Raw genomic sequence first — 16,326 nt, 5'->3', positions numbered from 1 at the left:
TTTGGAGATGGTTTTAAAGGGCGTCCGAGCCGGATTCACCGGTCCGAATGCGGATGGCTTGCTCTACGGTGCTGACGAAAATCTTGCCGTCACCGATCTTGTCTGTCTTGGCCGCGTCAACGATGGCTTCGATCGCTTGATCTACCATGTCGGCGTCCAGCACGACTTCGATTTTAACCTTTGGCAGGAAGTCCACGACGTATTCTGCGCCGCGGTAGAGTTCAGTGTGACCTTTTTGACGGCCAAAGCCTTTGACCTCGATCACTGAAAGGCCTTGAATGCCCACGTCCTGCAACGCTTCTTTCACTTCATCCAATTTGAATGGCTTGATGATCGCTTCGATCTTTTTCATCTCGGGGGCCTCCTCGCCTGAGTTCTTTGTGCTGATCCCACTTTCGCGCGGCGGTCACAATTGGCTATGATGACGCGGAGGGGTGTCGCCGTTGGGATTCTGCGGGTTTGCTTAAAAATTAGGCATGTTGACGCCAAATTGTGCTGAATTGAATCGCTTTAGGATCATGCCATGACCGAGTTGTTAACTGCTGCCCAAATGCGTGCCATCGAACAGGCCGCGATAAAGTCCGGTGCGGTCACTGGTTTAGAGTTGATGGAACGGGCTGGGCAGGGGGTTGTTGACGCGATTTTTGCAGAATGGCCGGGCTTGTCAAACGCGCGGGGGCCAGCCCCCGCACCCCCGGAGTATTTGGAGAAAAGTGAACAAAAATTACGGGCTGTTGTGCTGTGTGGACCGGGCAATAATGGCGGCGATGGATTTGTTGTGGCGCGGCTGCTGCATGGGCTGGATTGGGCGGTTGAGGTGTTTCTGTATGGGGATGCCGGGAAATTGCCGCCGGATGCGCGGGTGAACTATGAGCGGTGGTTGGAGCTGGGCGAAGTAGGCGATCTTGCCAAGGCTTTGACATCTGGGTTGAGCTCTGAGGGCAACAATTTGGTCATCGACGCGGTTTTTGGCACCGGGTTGACGCGCGAGATGGAAATTCCATTGTCGGCGCTAGATGGATGGTCAGATCTATACGAAAGTCTGCCAAATGGTGGGCCGCATAATGTCGCGATTGATTTGCCGTCTGGGCTATGTTCGGACAGCGGTCGGCGGATTGGCGAGTCGGGAAATGTGTTCTTTGCCGACCTGACGGTTTCGTTTCACCGCTTAAAACTTGGCCATGTCCTTGATGATAGCGTTGAAACATGTGGGCGGGTTGTTTGCCGTGAAATCGGCTTGCCAGAAAACTGGCGCGCGACAAGAGCGGTGAAATGGCGAGACGTGGTGCAATTGATGCGGACACCAAGTGACTTAGACGCGTTTCATCTTTCAAAGAAATCGAGAGCAGGTCGCCCTAATAAATTCTCTTATGGTCATGCGCTGATCCTGTCCGGCGGGCCGGGTCAAACCGGGGCCGCGCGGTTGGCGGCGCGGGGGGCTTTGCGGATTGGGGCAGGTCTGGTTACGCTTGGAGTGCCTCCTTCAGCTCAACAAGAAGCAGCCTCGCAGCTCACGGCGATTATGCTTAAGGAAATTGAAACGGCTGATGATCTAAGCTTGGCTCTTAAAGACAGTCGCATAAACGCTTTGTGCCTTGGGCCAGCCTTAGGGCTGGGGCGCACAAAGCCTTTGGTTGTAGCCGCCTTGGAAGCCGGGCTGAAAGCCCGGCCTACAGTGTTGGATGCGGATGCATTGACGGCCTTTGCGGATGCGCCGGGTGCATTGTTTGCGTTGTTGCACAAAGACTGTGTGTTGACGCCGCATGCCGGTGAGTTTGCGCGCTTGTTTCCGGATATTGCGGAAAAATTGGCGGCAGTGCCTGACAAGGGGCCGGCTTATTCCAAAGTGGACGCGACACGGGATGCGGCCAAGCGGGCGGGCTGTGTGGTATTGTTCAAGGGCGCGGATACCGTAATTGCAACACCTGATGGGCGGTGTTCTGTCAATGCTGCGCTTTATGAGCGGTCTGCGCCTTGGTTGGCGACCGCAGGGGCAGGGGACGTATTGGCGGGATTTATCACCGGGCTGATGGCGCGTGGGTTTGATCCGATGCAGGCTGCAGAAACAGCGGCCTGGCTGCATGTGGAATGTGCCTTGAAATTTGGCCCCGGATTGATCGCGGAAGATCTTCCGGAACAGCTCCCGGCAGTTTTTCGTGATTTAGAGCTATAATTTGCATTTTTGCTCTCGCATCCGGTTCAGAGCTTTGCTAGAGAGCGGCTCAACGCAGAGGTTTGCACAGCTGTGTTGAAAAAGTGCGGGTGTGGCGGAATTGGTAGACGCACCAGATTTAGGTTCTGGCGCCGCGAGGCGTGGGGGTTCGAGTCCCTTCACCCGCACCAAAACAGACTCTCGGGTCTGTGATCTTCTCTAAAGCTTTGAACGGTAAGGCTATCTTTGGGGTTCTAGCACCCTCAAAACGGTCATATTGGATGCGGTCCGCGAAGGCCAGTTTGAGCACCGTGCGGCGCAGTGCAACATGACCTGTTTCCCAGACTTTCCAAGGGTTTGCGAGGAATGTGAGGACCGGTTCTAGTTTTTCCTCGTAACTTCCTTTCGGTTCGGCCTGATGTACCATTTGTTCACCTAAAATGATCTTCTGTTTTTCCAGCGCGCCAATCTTGGTTTCATAAGTGCGGATCACAGTGTCATTGGTTGATTCCATGATGCGGGACAGCAGGGTTTCGATTTGCTTTTCGAATTCCTTGAGTTGGTGCTGGCCGGTTTTGATAACCTCTTGGGCCTGAGCACGGCGTTGATCCCACGCGTGGCGGAACATGGCCTTTGCGAGCGCAACGAGTGGTCTCGTGGGCTGCAGGGTCTTGATCATCGCCCCGACATCACCTTCAACCTTATCGCGCGCGATGGACTTCCCATAGCTGTCACAAGTCTTCGTCTGGCAGAGATAGTAGGCGTAGGACTTGCTGCGGCCCGTGCTATAGGATGAGCGCAGAGGCGTGCCGCAATCAGCGCAGCAGACAAAGCCACGCAAGGCGAATTCGTTTCCAATGTTCTTGCGCACAGGGGCCTTAGCGATGCCGCGCAGGCGCTCCTGCACTTTCTCGAATGTCTCAACTGAGATCAGCGCATCGTGATGTCCTTTGAGCCAATCGATGCCGTAGTTTTCTGAGCAGATGTGCCCAGTGTAAAGCGGATTGATGAGAACGTCTTTAACTCGCTGTCGGGTTATTTCACCCTTCTTGTTGCGCGGAAAGTCCGGGAAGGTTGCAAAAAAGCGCTGGATTTCCGCCTGGGTTTCAAACCGGCCCATGGCATAGCCTTCGAAGGCATCACGGATGACTGTGGCAAGCGGTTCATCCGGGAAGAGCATCTTCCCGCGACCTTTGACAGTCTGGTATTTGTAGCCAACCGGCGCGGTGTGAATCCAATATCCCGATTGCATGCGGGCCTTCATCTTTTGCGCCACCTGTCTCCCGTTTTGCTTGCGCTCCAACGCACCCTGGGCAGCCATGATCGTCTCGATAAACTCGCCCTCTGGCGTGTCGTCAAATTTGAAGTTTAGGCATTCGACCTGAACGCGGCGTGAGCGGAAGGCATCACGCAAGTCAAGGAAGGCACGCGTGTCGCGACTGGCGCGTTTCAGATCGTCGAAGATCACTACGAAGCGCTCATGGGGTTGCGCATCTATGAAGCTCAGCAATGCCACCATGCCGGGACGTGCCATGAAGTCACCGCCGCCGGTCATTGTGTCGGGAAAGACGGCGGCCACTTCGAGTCCCTTGGCGGACGCAAACTGACGGCAACGGACCTCCTGAGATTCGAGTCCATGGCCGTCTTGCTCCTGCGTTTTTGAAGAGACGCGACAGTAAATGACGGCTTTGGCAGTTGTATTACTCATCGCGCCCCTCCGCTTTATCTGTTTGCGCTTCTTCAAAGTATACCATGCCGGAGGTCAGCAAGGTGTAGAGATCGGCGTCTTCTCCACAGCTTTCGGGGTTGAATTTGATGTCCCAGCCGAGATCGACAAACCCGATCACGATGGACCAAAGGGTTTCGATCAACTCGACCTTCTGTTCATAGGTGGCGTTTTCGTCTTCGATATAAGGCAACCAATCGTTCACATCGAAACGCAAGGAAGGCTGCGATGACATGGTGTCAGGGTTGGGGATGGTATTGGGCGGTCTTGTATCTTTCATATCTGCTCTCTTTCTATCGCGGTCTCCTTTGCCTGGTTCACGCACGCCGCATGCGCGAACAAAAAGGGAACACTATAGGCATATATTCCCAATTCAGGCAAGAATTTTCTGGAGTTACAGGCTCGGGCCGGAGCGCTGTATCTGGCTGCGCGTTGTTTGACGGGCAGCACGTTCGGCGTCGCGAACCGGCCTGTGATATTGATTTTCCAATTCCTTGCCGATTTCGGACAAGCTACGGCCAGTCTCGCGCTCGTTAGACTCATGCATCATCGACATGGCGGTGTTTTCAGTGATGCGAAAACGCCGTGACATGGCCACCGCCTGGGTGTCTAGCGCCGCCCCATAGGACATTGTTTTTCCGTCTTTGATATGGTGTTTGACCGCCTGAACATGGGGTTGAGCTACGTCTTCACCAGCCTCTTGCAGCGCCGCTCGATTGTTACGCAACTCTTCTCGCAGGGCATTCATGCTATGACCGTGATAGGCTGTGTAGACGTCGCGAATGATGATTTCAGCCCGTTTCTCGTCGAACTTTTGGGTGTCTGCAAAGGCTTCAGAATACTTCTTCAGGCGCTCGAAAAAATCGCCATCCTTCCAAATTCCGGCATGTATTACGCTGCCGAGGTTCTGGGCCATTTCAAACTGGCTTTCCGATACACGGCTTCCGGTGAAACTTTGACGCGCTGCCTGGCGTTTTGGGTCGATATATTCCTGTGCCATCGAATTGTCCTTTCATTGGAGTTTGGCATTGGATTGGGGCCCGGCGTAGCTAGCGAGACGGCCCCGCACGGCGACGGTCAGCCGAACGGGCAAAGGCATCACGTGCCATGTCACGAACGCCTTCTCGCGCGCGGATGTCTTGCTTTAGCTCCGAATACCCTTGCGCTTCGTCTTCGCGGATTTTGAGAAGACGACCTTGGTGGGCACGTTCAATCTGCTGGGCAGCCTCAGCGTCGATGTTGGATTTATTGATACGGTCGATGCCAAAAGGCGCGGGATGCTCATGCGTCTTTGATCCGGCTTTTGCGATGATCTGCGCTTTTGCCTTCGCCAATAGCTGAGGCCGATCACGCTCAAATGCGGCCATTTCAGCCTGTTCGCGCTCTTCCGCCTTGGCCTGGATATCGTTGAAACGCTTCCAATCCTGTGGGGTTTTGATCGCCGACATCAGGTTTTGTTTGGTGGCATCCCGAAACAGCGTGGTTACGCCTAGTTGAAGGTCTTCATCCATCACCGCATTCTCCAATGCCGCAGAAATTTGCTTTTCGAAAACGCGATGTGGCACACTAAAGGCATGGTAATTTTCCAAGACATTCAAGAGGTTGAAGAATGGCTGGAGCCTCTGGATTACATCGTGTTCTGGGAGGCGATTGCCCCCTATGATGTGATCACCATGGCAGACCGTGATCATTGCGACGGGCTGATTGCAGGCGGGAAAGTGAAGCAGGATTTGATCCTGTCCTGCCTAAAACGCGTGGCCCGAAACAATCTCGCAGATTGCCTCGGGCTCAAACATCGCGTGCGCCAGACGCTGGCGGTACAGTCACTTACATCTGTTCATTAAAGCGTTTCGAGTTTACGTCTGAACACGCAGCGCCGCTTTTCGCGTTCGACCGCAGGGAGAGACAGCGAACAAGCGGCTCAATGTGAACTCGAAACGCTAGACAGATGAAACAGCCGAACCAAACGACACCGACCGGATTGGGCGGGAACGGTCATCTCATGCCACCCCCAACCGTAATAGGTGCAGGATCGGAAGTACCGGGCACCGCGAGATTGTGGCGATCACCATTATCTAGGAACGTATAGCTGAACAGCATGTGCGGGCTGCCAAAGCTGTTATGAGCGGCAATCGCCAGAAACGGCACTACGATCCAAATGAACATCGTGGCGATCTTCATGACGCATCTCCCATGTTCAACTTGAAAGTGATCCATGGATCGGCAGGCAGCGTACCACCTTCGATCTTGTTGATTCCGACGCGCTGGCAGAATGGATCAACGTTTTGCATGCCCACCTTGCGAGCAAGGATGAGGCCGATGCCTTTCACATAGATCAGTTGCTGATCACGCGGTATGGCCAGCAATTCGGCGGGTGACAGGATACGCTGTTTAACCAAACTGATATTGGTGTTGAGTTTCAGATCATCGCTGCGCCCTAGCGAGGTTGAGAGCGCAAGTTCTTCGCCCGTCATGTCGCTGATCATCTGCGCTTCTTTGAGCGAACTGACCCCATACCAGACTTGCACAACGGCATTATCCGCGATGGTTTCCGCCTCCCTTTCGCCGAAACGCCGAACAATCTCCGATCTGGACTGAGCGATCATGTGAAGTTCGGCCCCGAAGCCACGCAAGGTGGTTAGCATTTCCACCAATGATTGCAGTGGGCAGTTCGTGAATTCATCTGCGATGATCCGCAAATCGCCAGCATCGTTGTAGAGCGCTTCAGCAAACGCGAGCATATGTAGAGCGTAATAAACACCCAACCGGTTCATGAAAGCCTGCGGCCCGACCAGGAAAATTACGTAGCCCTCTCGGATCAATTCTTCATGGCTGATCGTCGCATCTCGACCCGCCATGTGCAGGCGGGTTCCGGGCGCGAAAATTTTCATCGCCCTCTGGGCCTCTTCGACGTGCTGAGGCCAGTGTTCGTGCGATGACATCGCCAGAATGCTTTGCGCGAGGCCCTTCAGGTAAGGATCGCCTTCTTCGGTCTCAATGGCCGCAAACCGCAGCAACATCTGTTGGTTACCCAAAAGCATGCTGACACCGCCGGGGATCACCTGCTGCAAGTGACGTTTTGCATACAATAGTATGCAGAATTCAATCAGATTGCGCGGCCAGGCCCGAAAGTAGAGATTTTTTGCATCACCATCAGGAGGTTCTTTTATGGTGGCGAATGTGATGTTTTCTGTCGTGAAGATCATGTCGCGCGGATCGCGCTCATAAGTAGAGACAGCCGCGCCAAATGGATTCAGAGAGATGCGATAGGCATCCAGATCGGTCCACACGCTCATATCGTCGATGACAGCGACCTTGCGGCCCATCTTGGCCAGCATGTCAGCTGACTGGATCGCCAATTCTCCGTTCTTCGAGTCCAGACAAAGGATTGCCTTATCCGGTTGAGAAGCCGCGTAGGAGTATAGCCAAACCATTGCGCCACAAGTTGTTTTTCCTGATCCAGCCGCCGCCAACAGCAAACTATGCCCAGATGGTGCCCAAAGTGGCTCATTGGTATCCAGAGTAAAGCCGAGCAGACGCTGGCCATCAGGATCAACAGGCTCATTGACAAAGGGCCGCGACTGGCGCGGCCCCTTTCCAAGAGAAAATCCGAAAGGAGCACTCACCGGATCATCCCCCCGTCCTTCATTTTGCTGCGAACGGGTTTGGGATCGGATTTCGGCTTTGCCGCCTTATCGATGGTGCCCTGCCAGGAGAACAGGCTGATGATCAGACCAATGGCCTCAAAGCTGGTCCTGATGAACTGCGCGCCGCCGCCAATCAGGAAGATGCCGCCAAATAGCCAAAGCGGCCAGTTGACGACCGAGGCATTGGTCCAACAGAACCATCCCAGGATCAGCCCAATCGCTGCGCCAAGAAAGCGCCAGTTGATCCGCCAGATGCGCTTCCAAACACCCATATTGTTTTGATTGTCCATGTGCGCGCTCCTCAGAAGGAATAGAAGCTGCCGGTTACCAGAACCGGGTCAGCACCAGCATTTGTCAGAAACCGCTCCCATTGCGGCAGCAGCCGCCCAGCAAGACCGTTGGAATTCGATGTGCTACGCAATTGACCGACACCATGGATTTCAACCCGACAACCGGTCAGGAAATCGGCACGTGGTTCTGGCAGGCGCAACCGGCCTTCGATGAAGGCGCGACCGTCGAAACTCGCTGTGGATTCCACACCATCGCTGAACAGGATGATTGTCACATCTCCCTGATCGCAGATCGGACGAAGCGCCTCGAAAAAGTCGATCAGCGAGGTTGATCCCTGCGCATTCAGCCTGCCGTCGCGAACAAGCCCCGGCAGTGCCTGAAAGTAGCTGCCGAACTGTCGGGCAAGGACGCTGGCATTTGTGGCGCGGTGGTTGGTGACGGTGGCGCGAATATCAATCGCGCGATGTCCCAACCCGGCATCACCGACCGAAATCATCGCCAACCGGTGGGGAGCGTCCAACCCGGCAATGTAGGACGAGACGTAGCGTGCCGCTTCGTCTGCGGCCACCTGATCATACATCTGAGCCACGGAAGCTGATGTGTCGCTGGCAAAGATCGTCAGCGGCGGACGTTCTTCCGCTTGAACCATCGGCGCTGCGGCGAGGGCAATTGCGGTGGTGACTGATTTTACAAAGTTCATCTTATTCTCCTTTGGGTTGAAGGAAGCCGTCCAGGATGCGCAAGATATTGTGCTGTCGCAGCACGTCCATTTCCCCGTCGAGGTGCCGACGAACGTGGGCTTCGGTCTTGAAGTTGGAGGGAATGCTTTCGGCGTCCGGGTCGCGATAGGACTGCGCCAGCGGGTCAGGCGTGCGCTCCAGTAGGAACTTCCGATGCGCCGCTGACTTCTTGTCCTGAACGACGTTCCAGGCGGCTGCGTTGGCGACACGCGCAAACTTGTTGCGCATGTCAGAGGGGCGTTTCATGCGGGCAAATTCGTCTTCGTCCCGCAGCATCCTGTAGGCATCCACCTTGACCGAAATCTTCTCGATCAACTCGGTCAACTCCCCGCCCGGACGCGGTGTAAGCGTCAGAATGTTGAAAGCTTGCAGCGCCTTTCCAAGAAAGAATGAGGCAAGGTAGATAGTTATAATCATCCCGAAAGAGAGACCCAAAAAAAGTAGGCTGTTCGGGATGAAAGCAAGCCACGAAGAAATACCGCCGCTGTCTTCGGGCTGGCTGGATATGTCCTGTGTGCCAAGTGATCCAGTGGGACCGGTCGAAATGACGCTCACCGCATCCTGGGCCGCCTGAAACGCTGAGAACCCAACCATCAGGGAAATGCCTACGGCGAAAAAGAGAAGGCCGATACTGGTGAGGCGCTTCAGCCACCATTTTGTGAAATGGTCGCCTTCATGGTGGATTTTGACATGGGCCGCGCCGATGGCAATTGGCACCATCAAGGCATAAGTCGCACCAGTAACGACGTTTCCCATGATCTCGATGCTGATCAGGGAAAACATCATCGCGGCCAAAGTGGTTTCTGCGATGACGAGACCAACAAAGCCGGTCCCGAAAATAGCAAGGCGAAATGCCTCGATACGCGCGCGATGTTGCGCAACACGCATGCTGTGAGAAACAGCCGACACGACACGCGTCAGTTGTTCCATGCCGTCAGGCGTTCGATAGGCTATCACGTGAGCTTCCTTTTCTGATGTGACCGTGGAGCGAAATCTTCCATGGGAGCCGCAAGCGCGCTGTCCACAGCATCTGGAACCATGGCTTGCAGCTTTGCGGTCAGGGCTTTGATTTCGATTGTGAGATGGGTCAATTGGGATTCACGCGCCCGAAACGGCGCATTGTATTCCTCGACGAACAAGTCGCAGCTATGTTGAATGACCTCTTCCGTCGGGGCCTGGCAATGCTGAATCATCGAGTACAACAAAACCTGTTCCCACTCAGGTGTCGGTTTGGGGTTAGCCTCAGCAGCTTTCTTCTCAGCCACCTCACGCTCTGCCCGTAACGCCTCAGTTGCTTGCTTGACCTTCGCCTTTTTCTTCTTGCGCCGACGAAGAGCGCGAATGATCATAAAGACCGGCATGAAACCTCCATGTATTGGAATTGCCGGGATCACCGTCGCAAAGAAAAGCCGGTCTCCCAGGTGGAAGACCGGCGGATTTGTGACGGGCTTGGCGGAGGGGGAAAATAGGAAATGGCCCGCAAGCCTCGCGAGCCACTCCCAGCGCATGTATCTAGCTGAAGTTCAAATCAAAGATTTGCATAGCGACCATGACCCAGAAGTATCGGGGGAGGTTCGCACCGCTCACCCGGCGCTGCGAGGTCTGGCCAAGTTTTGCAAGCAGATGGTTGATGCAGCGGCGGGGGCTCTCTCCCCAGCAGTCTTCAACACGGATCAGGGGCACAACAGGTTCCAGGAACAACGGCTTGCCGTCAGTGTCGTACACATTAGCTTCACCTGTGTATTCGGCCCGCTCCATATCAAGCACCCGTCCGCAAGCTGTCGCAATATCGCCCCCTTCGTCGCACCAAGTCTGAATGATATGCTGAATTGCATCACAGCGCATCATATCGGTTCCGCCCAGATCAAGCACAAACCCAGCACAGGTCTGCTCTGTCTCAGGCTTGCGCAGTTCGGTAGCCCGAGGGCCGTAAATAAGTTTCGTAGTCATGGATTATTCCTTGCCAATTAAGTGATCGGTTCGGAACGCGCTCCCGAGGTACGTGACAGGAAATTTTGGACATCTCCAAGGCCTCATGAGCCATGAAACACTGAAGGCAGGCAGAAGGCTTCACGGGCTTTGTCAGGAAAAGTCAGGAAAAGTCAGGAAGTCCGTAAGTGTCTATAAATTATATATTTTTGTGGACAAATTGGTACTTTCCTTGCTAGTATTGGGTGTGAGTAATGAACGCACCAATGCGTCTACCGAGACATTTGTCACCGAAACCAAATACAATATGGACACGGGGATGCCGCTCGCCAGTTTCACGCGATTAAATGGTCTCCTGCATGCCCCGCCAAACGGGAAGCCATCATATACGCTATTTGATGAATATGGACGTCCGGAGATGATGCAGTGGCATGTTTACGATGAGCTTCACCGGGAAAATGGCGGTGCTACCGTGTATATTGACCCCGAAACTGGAGTTCATACTTCAGAGGCATTCTATTTTCGGGGTCGGATTCGTCCGAGAAACCTTGGTCCGTGCCAGATCATTCGCGACAAATTCACTGGCGAGGTCACTGATAAGCGGTTCGCAGGAGATCCAGTCTCTGAGAATTCAGTCAACTTTCAGTCGCCCACTTGAGTAAATAGGCCCAGCACGGCAAGCTCCTCATAACAAAGAAATTATGGGGCTATCGGTCGTGACAGTTTGCAAAGTAATAGGATACGCCGATTTCAAACACCGCGTTAAGCAAGCTCTTAAGAATAACCAGGATCGTCATTCGGTAGATAAGAATGATGAGTTGATTGAAGACGGAAAAGAGTATCGAGAACAAGTCGGTCTGGCAGCAAGAAAATACCGAGACGCTGCTTTCGGTTCAAATAAAAAAGGCATGGATCAAAGGTGGCAGAAATGGATTTCTGAAGTCGAAGATGAGGTTGTCGAAGGCCTAGAGGCCAAGGAAGATTGGGAGCAAATAGCCAAGATAGATAGTGACAAAATTAATGGCTTAGTAAGCAAGCGAAGTGGATTTGAAGATTTCGCATTTGCGATTCATTACCGGCTTCACAAAGACTTAAAGCGCAAAAAATTTGCTTCGATTGTTGATTCTAGAATCTGGGATAGAACCTTTGAGGAAAAATTTCATCAGCCGGTCTTCGAGGAAACTCCAGATAGCGAACTTCCTGCGTCATACCCAATCCACCTCAAACTGGACGATAGCCATCAACCTGAGCGGCCTGAGTTTGAGGAAATAAAGACAGCTCTTCTGTCTCGAGAGGACGAATCTGACGCAGTAACAGTCGAAGTACAGGGTTCCGGTGGCTATGGGAAAACTGCCATAGCCGAAGAAATTTGCTTGGATGAGAAAGTTCAGACGGCATTTTCGGGTGGCATCTACTGGCTGCAATTTGGTTTGGCGCAAAGCGAAGCCAAAGACAGCGACGGACGGAAATACACGCTAGCAGAAGCCATCGATGGCATGTTGGCGCGGCAGTATCCACCGGAAGTTAAGCCAACCCTGAACCCCCAAACCGATGCAACGCTTTTGGCCAGCTTCATCGACAAATTGCCGGACAAACCAATCCTGCTGATAGCTGATGATCTGTGGACTTATTCGCAGGCTAGTTGGATTGAACATCTCCGTGAAGATGTGTCCCTGCTGGCAACGACGAGAATTCGAAGCATTTATCCCCAAATCCAAAAAACAGTGGCAGTGAAGAGTCTATCGTTAGATGCTTCCTTTGACCTACTTGCTCACGGATTGCTGCACCTTAAGCCGATCCATAAGCAGCGCTTGCGTAAGATTTCAGTCTTGTTTGCCGGTTGGGCGCTACTGCTGCGATTAGCCAATGCGACGGCGCGGGTCAGACATGAAAATGGAGCAAGATGGTCAACCATTCTGGCAGAACTTGAAAATTACGCTCAACTTGATGACATTTTGGGATGGGACGACGAAACAGACTCAGAGGATTCACTTGCGAAGCGTCGAAAGCTCATAGGCTACAGCATAAAAGCTGGTCTGGACGCTCTGCCTGATGAAACTTCACGCTTCGCTGCGCTGTCATTAGCTGTCTTTCCCGAAGACACAGATATTCCATTTTCGGTCATCAGCGAGTATTGGCGACAGGTTTCTAAGGCTTCGGCAGAAGGTCGGCCACCGATCAAAGCCCTCAAAGCAAACACAATTCGTAGCGCCCTGCATCGGTTGTCATTTTTTCGAGATTTCGACGCTCGAGCTGAAACGCTCCAAATTCACGATGTGCTTATTGCGTACTTCAGAGAGAGATTTCCAGAGCAAGAACAGAAAAAAGCAATTCATCGGGCGTTACTTTCATCAATCAACATGCACTGCGTTGATGGCTGGCATACATTACCCCGTTCACATGTTTATGGCTGGAAAAACCTCATCTACCACATTGAGCAGACCCATGACTTTCAGGCGGCCAATGAACTAAGGCTGAACTATGATTGGATACGAACCAAGCTCCGGATGTTTGGCGTTTCGGAGTTGCAAGGCTCGTTCTACACCAACTATCTGAGCCCGGAAGCAAGCTTGGTTCGCAGAGCCATCGATGCCTGTTCGCACATACTAAGAAAATCCCCTGAGTCGTTAGCCCATCAACTGCAAGGTCGTCTTCAACGCGGAAAGTCCGAAGAAATTTGTAGGCTCCTAACTGCAACGCGAAACGACCCGGATTTTTGGCCAATCCAATTTCAGTTTGGTGCCCCCTTGATTGCCTCCAATGGTCTTCGACTTGTAGGACATGATGACGTTGTTCACACGGCCATCTTTTCCGCTGATGGCCTTAGATTGCTGACCGCTTCTTGGGACGCGACCGTACGAATTTGGAACTCGATCACCGGTGCCGAAGTGTTTGAACCTCTGCGACACGATGGCCCGGTCAACGCTGCCGTTTTTAACAGAGCTGGATCGAGAGTGGCGTCTGCGTCAGCGGCAGGAAGTGCTTGGATCTGGGATGCATCCACTGGTGAAGCGGTTGTTGGGCCGCTTTGTCACAATGGAGCTATCAGCACCATCCGCTTTAACCGCGACGGCGACAAAGTAGTTACGGCTTCGTCCGATGGAATAGCAAAAATCTGGGACGCAATCACCGGAAAGTGCCTTCACGATTCCCTTTCACACGAAAGCCATATCAATTGTGCAGAATTTAACGACGATGGAAGTCAAGTGATAACTGCTTCTGGCGATGGTCTCGCAAGAATATGGGACGTGTCGGAGGGAGCGATGCTTCTCGAACTATGCCCAAATGAACAAGAGGTAACCAAGGCGGAATTTAGTCCTGACGGTACAAGAGTTTTGACGGTAGTAATAGAAGGCGGGGCCGATATCTGGGATTTGCGAGAAGGCAGTAGGGCGCATGAACCAAAGTCTCTTGACTACGAAGCCATTGATGCAACGTTTAGCTCAGATGGTCAAAAAGTGGTGGTATCTTTGGAATACGGTTCAGCTCGAATTTGGGATGTCGACAGTGGAGCGCCCCTCCAAAAGCTGAGCCATAGTTCCGAAGAAATCCACTACGCGACGTTCAACCACGATAATAGTCGAGTGTTGACTACAACCCTAGAGGGCGGAGCGCAAATCTGGGAAGCTGCAACGGGTGAGATTTGCGCTGCATACAGCGGGCACGAAGCAAGCGTCAAAAGCGGTGTATTCGATAGAGACGGAGGTAGAGTAGCTACTGCGTCAGTGGATCGTACAGTTCGCATAAGGGATGTTGCCGTTCATCCCATTTCTAATGAACCTAGTTGTCAGGATGGATTGACAAATTGCATTGATGTTAGTTCAGACGGGAAGCAGATCATAACAGGTTCGGCCGACGGTGCCATGCATGTGTGGGATATCTCTACTGGTAGGCCTGTTGCAGAGCCAATACAACATGACTACTCAGTACAGGATTCCGTATTTGCTCCAAGTAGCGACGTGGTTGTAACCGTATCAAATGATCGCTTCGCTTATGTATGGGATTCCTTTGGAAGCACCGCTCCTAAACAAGTTCTGAACCATGACGAATTGATAACCCATGTTGCGGTAAGCCTTAATGGTGAACGTGTCTTGACAGCTTCCGACGATAATTCAGTTCGATTATGGGATACCAAACACGGCTCAATGATCTGCCAGCCATATAGACATCGTCTTTATGTTAGTTCTGTATGTTTTGATACCAACGGTGAATTCGCGGCCTCGGCCTCGTGGGACAAGACTGTACGTATTTGGGATGCACATGACGGGGGGCAGGTTGTGAAACCACTCGTTCATGACGGCTGGGTGTTCTCGGCACGCTTTGATTCAGAGGGCAAGAATCTAATTACTTCTTCCTCTGATGGTTTTGCGAGGATTTGGGATGTTCGCACCGGAGATCTGATAGCGGAACCAATTCCTCATGACGGAGAATTGGCTTATGCGGAATTCGGTTCTCAAGGTAAACAATTTCTAACAAAAACTCTGGATGGCAGAGTAAGGGTTTGGAGTACCACCACCAGCGAAGTGATCATGGACTTGTCTGTTAAGAACCGAGCTATTGAGCAAGTTTCCTTTAGTTCCTGCGGGACTTACGTTATTGCCGCTCATGACGATTGCAGTGTTCGTATTTGGTCCGTTTCAAACAAGCTTCAAATTGCGCAGATCTTCTTCGATTCGCGCGTTGCTAGCCTTAGAACCGGTTCGGATTTGGTGGTATTCAGGTTGAGAAATGGGCGTTTCTCGGCCTTTTCTATTGCTTCAGGATGAGGCCGGTGGCCCCAGCGGAGTTCGATCCAGATCATGCGCCAAGCAGTCAGCGTGGCAGCCCAACTGTTGCAAAGAATTTAGCTAAGAAGAAGATACGCGAGCTGTGCGCTGACACGCTTCAAGTCAGGTCACTGGGGAACCGTCGCATGCTAAAAATAGCATTGAAAATGCTAAGGCAAGCTGTGTCCCGTATTACGTGACCGGTTGCAAGGGGGGTAAATAGATACCCCCGTTTGATCCCCCGTGTAAGCAAATTATATCTCGATCGTTTTGCATTTGGCTCCCGAAGTGGCCAGGTGGGTCGATAGACGCTTGGATTGGCTTTTAGGGCAAGCGACAACCAACAGTTTTTCAGCTCTCGAAGCACCTACGTAAAACTCCCGAGCGCTTTCTGCGTTGGTTTGGTCAGGCTCGCTCTCCAAGTGGGTTATGATGCCCCCTGCTTTGGATGACGTAAGAACAACACAAATTGCTGGGAATTCGAGGCCTTTTACCGAGTGTATTGTTCTTGCCGATAGATTTGCCTTCTCCGATCCTCCGAGAATTGAATCTAGTTTGGCTTCGTTTCGTAACATCTGCGCCATCGTTCGGCCTCCTGGACGGAGATAGACGCTGAAAAGGCGATGAGCTCGGTTTAGCCACTCCTCACGCGTGTGACCGTCACCGGCAGTGAACTCTAGAGCGTTGAGAATTCGAGCTATTTGACCGCGCCATTCGGTTCCACCGAACTCGTTCTCAACTACAGCTTGGTGATAGGTGGTGTGCTCATGAACCTTGCCCGCAATCTCCAACGCGATCTTGTGGCCTTTTATCATTGCGTCCAATCGGTGTTGTGCAGATTGGGCGTTTTGAAATTGCATCGCGGCATCAGCTAGGCGTTGACTCAAGGATTGATGTCTACTGGGTCGGCAGCATGCGGGAGCTGGCAGAGCAGTTTGTGGATGATGGATTGTTTGGTGACGTGTCCGAGCAGTTTCAGCTTTACATCGACTATGACGCCATCGCTCGTGATCTGGCGATTGAATATTCCGAGATCGAGATTGCAGGCGAACGCCTGATTTATCGCGCAAGCTGA

Annotated in this window: 18 protein-coding genes, 1 tRNA gene and 1 pseudogene; 7 read left to right on the top strand and 13 right to left on the bottom strand. The window is 52.7% G+C overall.

Annotation, left to right across the window (positions count from 1 at the left end):
• Positions 1–13: 13 nt before the first annotated feature.
• Entirely contained in the window at positions 14–352 is a 339-nt protein-coding gene (locus ABXG94_RS06000; protein WP_353532901.1) for a P-II family nitrogen regulator, read from the bottom strand.
• A gap of 171 nt (positions 353–523) precedes the next feature.
• Here ABXG94_RS06000 and ABXG94_RS05995 point away from each other — a divergent pair, with 171 nt between their 5' ends.
• From ABXG94_RS05995 to ABXG94_RS05985, 3 genes are all read left to right on the top strand, one after another.
• Positions 524–2,173: an NAD(P)H-hydrate dehydratase gene (locus tag ABXG94_RS05995; protein WP_353532900.1), complete on the top strand. Its 1,650-nt coding sequence runs from the start codon at positions 524–526 to the stop codon at positions 2,171–2,173.
• An 85-nt stretch (positions 2,174–2,258) separates the two neighbouring features.
• Positions 2,259–2,343, top strand: a tRNA-Leu gene (locus ABXG94_RS05990).
• A 347-nt stretch (positions 2,344–2,690) separates the two neighbouring features.
• Positions 2,691–2,948, top strand: coding sequence for a hypothetical protein (locus ABXG94_RS05985; RefSeq protein ID WP_353532899.1), 258 nt, complete (start codon positions 2,691–2,693; stop codon positions 2,946–2,948).
• On the opposite strand, the pseudogene ABXG94_RS05980 reads toward ABXG94_RS05985, so the two are convergent.
• The 4 genes and pseudogenes from ABXG94_RS05980 to ABXG94_RS05965 all read right to left on the bottom strand — a co-directional run.
• A pseudogene (locus ABXG94_RS05980) lies at positions 2,886–3,860 on the bottom strand (recombinase family protein); the annotation flags it as partial. The gene ABXG94_RS05985 and the pseudogene ABXG94_RS05980 overlap by 63 nt on opposite strands.
• Complete coding sequence (locus tag ABXG94_RS05975; protein WP_353532898.1) at positions 3,853–4,158, bottom strand: hypothetical protein; 306 nt, start codon at positions 4,156–4,158, stop codon at positions 3,853–3,855. The pseudogene ABXG94_RS05980 and the gene ABXG94_RS05975, both read right to left, overlap by 8 nt.
• 114 nt (positions 4,159–4,272) lie before the next feature.
• Positions 4,273–4,878 carry a hypothetical protein gene (locus ABXG94_RS05970; RefSeq protein WP_353532897.1) on the bottom strand — a complete coding sequence of 202 codons (606 nt, stop codon included), beginning with the start codon at positions 4,876–4,878 and terminating at the stop codon, positions 4,273–4,275.
• Between the two features lie 49 nt (positions 4,879–4,927).
• Positions 4,928–5,389, bottom strand: a complete 462-nt coding sequence (locus ABXG94_RS05965; RefSeq protein WP_353532896.1) for a hypothetical protein — start codon at positions 5,387–5,389, stop codon at positions 4,928–4,930.
• Between the two features lie 45 nt (positions 5,390–5,434).
• Between ABXG94_RS05965 and ABXG94_RS05960 the strand changes: the two genes are divergently transcribed.
• Positions 5,435–5,722 carry a hypothetical protein gene (locus tag ABXG94_RS05960; protein ID WP_353532895.1) on the top strand — a complete coding sequence of 96 codons (288 nt, stop codon included), beginning with the start codon at positions 5,435–5,437 and terminating at the stop codon, positions 5,720–5,722.
• A 151-nt stretch (positions 5,723–5,873) separates the two neighbouring features.
• On the opposite strand, the gene ABXG94_RS05955 is transcribed toward ABXG94_RS05960, so the two are convergent.
• From ABXG94_RS05955 to ABXG94_RS05925, 7 genes are all read right to left on the bottom strand, one after another.
• A complete protein-coding gene (locus ABXG94_RS05955; RefSeq protein WP_353532894.1) occupies positions 5,874–6,059 on the bottom strand; it encodes a hypothetical protein in 186 nt (61 codons plus the stop codon).
• Positions 6,056–7,504 (bottom strand): type IV secretory system conjugative DNA transfer family protein, encoded by a 1,449-nt coding sequence (locus ABXG94_RS05950; protein ID WP_353532893.1) that lies wholly within the window; start codon positions 7,502–7,504, stop codon positions 6,056–6,058. The genes ABXG94_RS05955 and ABXG94_RS05950 overlap by 4 nt, the downstream gene beginning before the upstream one ends.
• Positions 7,501–7,815 (bottom strand): hypothetical protein, encoded by a 315-nt coding sequence (locus ABXG94_RS05945; RefSeq protein WP_353532892.1) that lies wholly within the window; start codon positions 7,813–7,815, stop codon positions 7,501–7,503. Before ABXG94_RS05945 ends, ABXG94_RS05950 begins: the two co-directional genes overlap by 4 nt.
• 11 nt (positions 7,816–7,826) lie before the next feature.
• Positions 7,827–8,516 carry a hypothetical protein gene (locus ABXG94_RS05940; protein ID WP_353532891.1) on the bottom strand — a complete coding sequence of 230 codons (690 nt, stop codon included), beginning with the start codon at positions 8,514–8,516 and terminating at the stop codon, positions 7,827–7,829.
• 1 nt (position 8,517) lies between these two features.
• Positions 8,518–9,513, bottom strand: a complete 996-nt coding sequence (locus ABXG94_RS05935; RefSeq protein ID WP_353532890.1) for a hypothetical protein — start codon at positions 9,511–9,513, stop codon at positions 8,518–8,520.
• Positions 9,510–9,917 (bottom strand): hypothetical protein, encoded by a 408-nt coding sequence (locus ABXG94_RS05930; protein WP_353532889.1) that lies wholly within the window; start codon positions 9,915–9,917, stop codon positions 9,510–9,512. Before ABXG94_RS05930 ends, ABXG94_RS05935 begins: the two co-directional genes overlap by 4 nt.
• Positions 9,918–10,068: 151 nt before the next feature.
• A complete protein-coding gene (locus ABXG94_RS05925) occupies positions 10,069–10,506 on the bottom strand; it encodes a hypothetical protein (RefSeq protein ID WP_353532888.1) in 438 nt (145 codons plus the stop codon).
• Between the two features lie 85 nt (positions 10,507–10,591).
• On the opposite strand from ABXG94_RS05925, the gene ABXG94_RS05920 reads away from it, so the two are divergent.
• Together ABXG94_RS05920 and ABXG94_RS05915 are read left to right on the top strand one after the other, a co-directional pair.
• Entirely contained in the window at positions 10,592–11,143 is a 552-nt protein-coding gene (locus tag ABXG94_RS05920; protein ID WP_353532887.1) for a hypothetical protein, read from the top strand.
• Positions 11,144–11,201: 58 nt separating this feature from the next.
• Entirely contained in the window at positions 11,202–15,251 is a 4,050-nt protein-coding gene (locus ABXG94_RS05915; protein WP_353532886.1) for an NB-ARC domain-containing protein, read from the top strand.
• Between the two features lie 254 nt (positions 15,252–15,505).
• Here the strand turns inward: ABXG94_RS05915 and ABXG94_RS05910 are convergent, their stop codons facing one another.
• Positions 15,506–16,111 carry a 3'-5' exonuclease gene (locus ABXG94_RS05910; protein ID WP_353532885.1) on the bottom strand — a complete coding sequence of 202 codons (606 nt, stop codon included), beginning with the start codon at positions 16,109–16,111 and terminating at the stop codon, positions 15,506–15,508.
• A gap of 53 nt (positions 16,112–16,164) precedes the next feature.
• Between ABXG94_RS05910 and ABXG94_RS05905 the strand changes: the two genes are divergently transcribed.
• Complete coding sequence (locus tag ABXG94_RS05905; RefSeq protein ID WP_353532884.1) at positions 16,165–16,326, top strand: hypothetical protein; 162 nt, start codon at positions 16,165–16,167, stop codon at positions 16,324–16,326.

Source organism: Cognatishimia sp. WU-CL00825, from assembly GCF_040364665.1.
Classification (GTDB): Bacteria; Pseudomonadota; Alphaproteobacteria; order Rhodobacterales; family Rhodobacteraceae; genus Cognatishimia.
Note: the sequence above shows the minus strand (reverse complement) of the source record. Positions and strands in the feature narration are given on the sequence as shown.